The organism is Actinomyces sp. MRS3W, assembly GCF_032465695.1.
Classification (GTDB): domain Bacteria; phylum Actinomycetota; class Actinomycetes; order Actinomycetales; family Actinomycetaceae; genus Actinomyces.
The window spans coordinates 1-4166 of record NZ_JAWDJJ010000207.1; the positions used below are offsets into that span (position 1 = coordinate 1).

Annotated in this window: 4 protein-coding genes and 1 pseudogene; 2 read left to right on the plus strand and 3 right to left on the minus strand. The window is 68.7% G+C overall.

The annotated features are described in order from the left end of the window. Positions 1–459, plus strand: a pseudogene (locus RWX45_RS07725) (hypothetical protein); the annotation flags it as partial. A gap of 143 nt (positions 460–602) precedes the next feature. Here the strand turns inward: RWX45_RS07725 and aspS are convergent. The 3 genes from aspS to RWX45_RS07740 all read right to left on the minus strand — a co-directional run bounded on the left by aspS (position 603) and on the right by RWX45_RS07740 (position 4056). Next, positions 603–2378: an aspartate--tRNA ligase gene (gene aspS / locus RWX45_RS07730; protein ID WP_316023154.1), complete on the minus strand. Its 1776-nt coding sequence runs from the start codon at positions 2376–2378 to the stop codon at positions 603–605. A 111-nt stretch (positions 2379–2489) separates the two neighbouring features. Next, complete coding sequence (locus tag RWX45_RS07735) at positions 2490–3089, minus strand: DNA-directed RNA polymerase II (RefSeq protein WP_316023155.1); 600 nt, start codon at positions 3087–3089, stop codon at positions 2490–2492. 202 nt (positions 3090–3291) lie between these two features. Then, on the minus strand, positions 3292–4056 hold the full coding sequence (locus tag RWX45_RS07740) for a hypothetical protein (protein WP_410050695.1): 765 nt from the start codon (positions 4054–4056) through the stop codon (positions 3292–3294). Positions 4057–4081: 25 nt separating this feature from the next. Here RWX45_RS07740 and RWX45_RS13485 point away from each other — a divergent pair. Then, positions 4082–4166, plus strand: an 85-nt coding sequence (locus RWX45_RS13485) for a hypothetical protein (protein ID WP_410050696.1), incomplete at its 3' end; no start/stop codon positions are given.

Sequence of the window (4166 nt, forward strand, 5' to 3'; positions counted from 1 at the left end):
ACCCTCGCCGTTGCCGAGCCCAGCCGGAGAGCCTGGTTCGACGGCGGGGTCGATGTTTCCTGGCCCGTGTCTCCCCTGGTGGTCCGGCTCGGCCACCTGCTTGTGCCCGCCGCAGTCATGACGGTGTGGGCCGCTGCGGCACTGGGCGCCTACATCACTAGCTGGACCGACCTGGGCATGGTTCTGGCGGCGGGATGCGGCTGGGGTGGGGTCGCGCTGCGCTCCGGGTTCCGGCCGAGCCCCAACTTCTCCCTGGGGCTGGTGTCCACCCCGGTGGGAGCCGTGCCTCCTGGAGCAGTGGAGATGCTTATTAGCGGCCCCGATGCGGCCCTCATTGCCGGCTTGCCCGGGGCGCTGGTGGCCGCAGGGTGGACGACGACGCCGCTGCTGGTGGTGCAGCTGGCGGCAAGCGCCGTCGTCGTCACCTGGGGGCTGCTGACCGGCCGCCGGGCTCGGTGATTGACGCGGCGGGGCGCGGGGTCGGGCTGCCCCTACCCACGCCCCTGGAACTCGTCATCTAGTCCAAGCGGCGCGACGGCGGGCGGGACCGCAAAGGCCCTCGCCCGCCATCGCGCCAGCATGGTTGCCCGCAGCTGAACCCGTCAGTCGTCCTGCTCGGGAACGGCGTCGACGCCGGCCTCCTTGCGCTGCTCCGGCGTGATCGGTGCCGGCGCGTCGGTGAGCGGGTCATAGCCGCCGCCCGACTTGGGGAAGGCGATGACGTCGCGGATGGATTCGGCGCCGGTCAGCAGGGCGACAATGCGGTCCCAGCCGAAGGCGATGCCGCCGTGCGGCGGGGCGCCGAAGGCAAAGGCGTCCAGCAGGAAGCCGAACTTCTCCTGGGCTTCCGCCTCCCCAATGCCCATGACCTTGAAGACGCGTTCCTGTACGTCGCGGCGGTGGATACGGATGGAACCGCCGCCGATCTCGTTGCCGTTGCACACGATGTCGTAGGCATAGGCGAGTGCGCTTCCCGGATCGGTGTCGAAGCTGTCCAGGCATTCCGGCTTGGGCGAGGTGAAGGCGTGGTGGACGGCGGTCCAGGCGGACTTGCCCAGAGCCACGTCTCCCTCCGCCTTGGCTTCTGCGGACGGCTTGAACAGGGGGGCGTCCACCACCCAGACGAAGGACCAGGCGCCCTCGTCAATGAGGCCGCAGCGCTTGCCGATTTCCAGGCGGGCGGCGCCGAGCAGGGCACGTGAGGCGTCCACGGCGCCGGCCGCGAAGAAGATGCAGTCACCCGGCTTCGCTCCGGCGGCCTGCGCGAGGCCGGCGCGTTCGGCATCGGTGATGTTCTTGGCGACCGGCCCACCGAGCGTGCCGTCGTCGGCCACCGTGACGTAGGCCAGGCCGCGGGCGCCGCGCTGGCGAGCCCACTCCTGCCAGGCGTCGAAGGTGCGTCGGGACTGGGAGGCGCCGCCGGGCATGACCACGGCTCCCACGTACTCGTTCTGGAACACGCGGAAGGTGGTGTCCTTGAAGAAGTTCGTGAGGTCCACCAGCTCGCAGCCGAAGCGCAGGTCCGGCTTATCGGTGCCGTACTTCTCCATGGCGTCCTTGTACGTCATCCGCGGGATCGGGGTGGGCAGGTCGTAATCGATGAGGGCCCAGACCTCCCGCAGGATGTCCTCGGCCACCGCGATGACGTCTTCCTGGTCGACGAAGCTCATCTCGACGTCGAGCTGGGTGAACTCCGGCTGGCGGTCGGCGCGGAAGTCCTCGTCACGGTAGCAGCGGGCGATCTGGTAGTAGCGCTCCATGCCGGCCACCATGAGCAGCTGCTTGAACAACTGGGGGCTCTGGGGCAGCGCGTACCAGGAACCGGGGGCCAGCCGGGCCGGAACCAGGAAGTCGCGGGCGCCCTCGGGGGTGGAGCGGGTGAGTGTGGGTGTTTCGATCTCGACGAAGTCGTGGCCGTCCAGGACGCGGCGGGCTGCCTGAGAGACCTTGGCGCGCAGGCGCATGGCGCGTTGCATGGGCGAGCGCCGCAGGTCGAGGTAGCGGTACTTGAGGCGGGTCTCCTCCCCCACCTGGCCGGAGTCCTCGGCGTGATCCGACACCTGGAAGGGCAGCGCCGCGGCTGGGTTGAGGATTTCGACGTCGGAGACGACGACCTCGATCTCACCGGTGGGCAGGTTGGGGTTGGCGTTGCCCTCGGGACGGGCGCTGACCTCACCGGTCACCTTGAGCACGTACTCGGCACGCAGGTCGTGGGCGACCTCCTCGCGGATGACCACCTGGGCGATGCCGGAGGCATCGCGCAAGTCGATGAAGGCGACGCCGCCGTGGTCGCGGCGGCGATCAACCCATCCGGTGAGAGTGACGACCTGACCAATATCGGCGGCGCGCAGGGTACCTGCCTCGCGGGTTCGCATCACGGTGCTGTAATCCTTCCGTTGTGGGCACTGAGCCGGCGCCCGGCGGGGCGCACCGCGAGACGGGCGGGCGCCGCGCAGATCCTATACGCGGCGCCGGTCGGGTCCAGGCGCTCAGCGCCGGGCGGCCTGTTCGAGCTCCCGTTCGTAGCCGCTCAGGCGGCGCCGCTCCACCCGGATGATGAGGCTCAGCACGACCAGCACCGCGCCTAATGCGCCAACCACCGTGCCGACCACCGGCAAGGACGAGGTGATCTGACCCCCACTGGTGGTGCCACTGCCCGACGCGATTGCCTCATCTGTTGCTGATGTGGCCGGGGCGGAGGGGGCTGTGGGCGCGGCGTCCGTGGGATCGGCAGTCGGCTCGCGCGCGGGCAAGTTCGCTTGCGCCTCGCCACCAATAATCGTCACGTCGGCGACCGTGAAGTACGGGCTCTTGTTCGTGTAGTCGAGGGTACGCACCGCATTGGTCGGGATCTCGGGGCCGGCGCTGACCCGGAACCGCAGCCAGTGGGGTCCCTTGTCCACATAGTCGGGCAGCTCCACGGTACCCGCGTAGGTGCCGTCCTCTCCTATGGTCAGCTCCTCGACGACGGCGTCGCTGTCAGGGACGAGCATGCCGTCGTCAATGAGGATGTCGACGCTGGCGCCCTGGGGGAAGCCGGACAGTGTGAACGTGAGGGTGCCGCCGAGGGCGATCGTGGATGGGCTCACGGTGGAGGCGGTACCGGTGGTCGAGTCGCCCGCCGACGGGTCGGCCTGTGCGTGGCCCCCGGGCAAGAACGTCAGCAAGCCAGCCAGCAAGGCGACCAACGTCATGACGAGCGTGCGACGCCGTGTACCGCGCGACGGGCGCACCTGTGGCCGCTGTGGCACAGCCCCTCCTCCCGTTACGTTGCGGTAACGAGCATACACGTTATCGGCGGCTGGCTCGCGTTCTTACGCCGTTGAGTGCTGGGCGGATGAGAAGGCCAACGGTCACCAAACCAAGCGCGAGTAGGACCCCGGCACCGATGAGCTTCCAGTCATCGGTGCTTCCCGAGGGATCACCCATGAGGTCCTCGCCTGCGATCAAGGTGATACCGGTGTCGTCCGCGCTCTCACCACGCGCCGTTTCCGCGATTTCGAGCTGGGCCCAGCCGAGTAGTTGGCTGTCGCGGTCGCCGACGGCGATCTTGTAGCTACCGGGACCGAGCGCGGATATGTCGATGGACACGGAGTTATCCGCATCGACCTGCACCCAGCCGGCGGTGGTAGCCCCCGGGTAGACGAACACCGCCACCCAATCGCCCTCCGTCACCTTCGAAGTCGGGAAAATCAAGGTAACAACCGCACCCTGGCGGGTGCCGGAAAGGGAACCCGCATTGTCCGGCCCCAGTTCGTCGGGGTTCTGCACCGGTGCCGAGGGGGCACGTGTCGGAGGTGCATCGGATTCGGATTCGTCGACGGCGTCCGTGTCCGCGTTCCCCGAGCCCTGGCTCGCATAGTTGGTGTCAGCCGACGCAGGCGCCTTGCCCGGGTCGGCGGTCGGTTGGGGTGTAGCGCTGGTATCGGTCGCAGCATTGGACGGGTCCGTGACGACCAGCGGGGCGACCTCTAGACCTTCGTTGAGAACGTCGAAGCCCGTCTTGTGCGTGGGGGCGGCGGTAGCCGAAGCACTTGCCGAAGCTGTAGGTGCCACGGTGGGTTCAGTGGTCGGTTCAACCGTGGGACCAGCAGTCGGCTCGGTTGTGGGCTCGGCGGTTGGCTCAGTCGTCGGTGCGGCGGTCGGCTCAACCGTGGGTTCAGTGG